This is a genomic window from Acinetobacter endophylla (assembly GCF_053543775.1).
In genome coordinates this window covers 1-928 of the sequence record NZ_JBLVOM010000134.1, presented here as the reverse complement: position 1 = coordinate 928, position 928 = coordinate 1, and the positions used below count along the sequence as shown (strand labels likewise).

At 63.3% G+C, this 928-nt stretch carries 1 protein-coding gene and 1 pseudogene; both read right to left on the bottom strand.

The features are described from left to right. Positions 1 to 773: FAD-dependent oxidoreductase (locus ACNPNW_RS05980; RefSeq protein ID WP_448766708.1), on the bottom strand; the 773-nt coding region annotated here is incomplete at its 3' end. Positions 774 to 811: 38 nt separating this feature from the next. After that, a pseudogene (locus tag ACNPNW_RS05975) lies at positions 812 to 928 on the bottom strand (organomercurial transporter MerC); the annotation flags it as partial.

Genomic DNA, 928 nt, shown 5'->3' with positions numbered 1-928 from the left:
CAGTAGGGTGACTCTTTCAGGCCTGGAATCGGCGGCACGGCCGGGCTGGCACCCGTGGCGACTAAGCAGCGGTCGAAAGCTACCACGCGCTCGCCACCATCGTTTAAACGGACGACCAGGCTCTGCTCATCCTTGAAACGCGCCTCACCATGTACAACGGTGATGGCCGGGTTGCCGTCCAGAATGCCTTCGTACTTGGCATGGCGCAGTTCTTCGACGCGCGCCTGCTGCTGGGCCAGTAGTTTGCTGCGGTCAATCGCAGGCACAGTCGCCGCGATACCGCCGTCGAACGGACTTTCCCGACGTAAATGGGCGATGTGGGCGGCGCGAATCATGATCTTGGACGGCACGCAGCCGACGTTGACGCAGGTGCCGCCGATGGTGCCGCGCTCGATCAGCGAGACGTGCGCGCCTTGCTCGACGGCCTTCAGTGCTGCCGCCATTGCCGCGCCACCGCTACCAATGACGACGACCTGCAACGGGCGTTCGTTGCCACTGGGCTTATCAGCGGCCCCTATCCAGCCGCGCATCTTGTCGAGCAGGCCGGCGCGGTTGTCCGTCGGTGGCGCATCGGCAAGCGTTGCCTCGTAGCCCAGTCCGGCCACGGCGGTAGTCAGCGCATCCGATGACGTGCCCGCCTCAATGGCGAGTTGCGCTGTGCCCTTCGGATAGGACACCAGCGCCGATTGCACGCCGGGCACTTTCTCCAAGGCTTCCTTGACGTGAGCCGCGCACGAGTCGCAGGTCATCCCGGTGATTTTCAGGGTGGTCATGTATTTTTCCTTTTCTGTGGTGGCTACGGCTGTTGCCGTCAGCCACGTTGTTCTGGCAATTCACAGCTGTCCGGCCCGCAGCGGCGATGTGCTGGCGAGATGAAATCCCAGACCGACACCCCAACCATCAAGGCCAGGCCGACATAGAGCAGTCC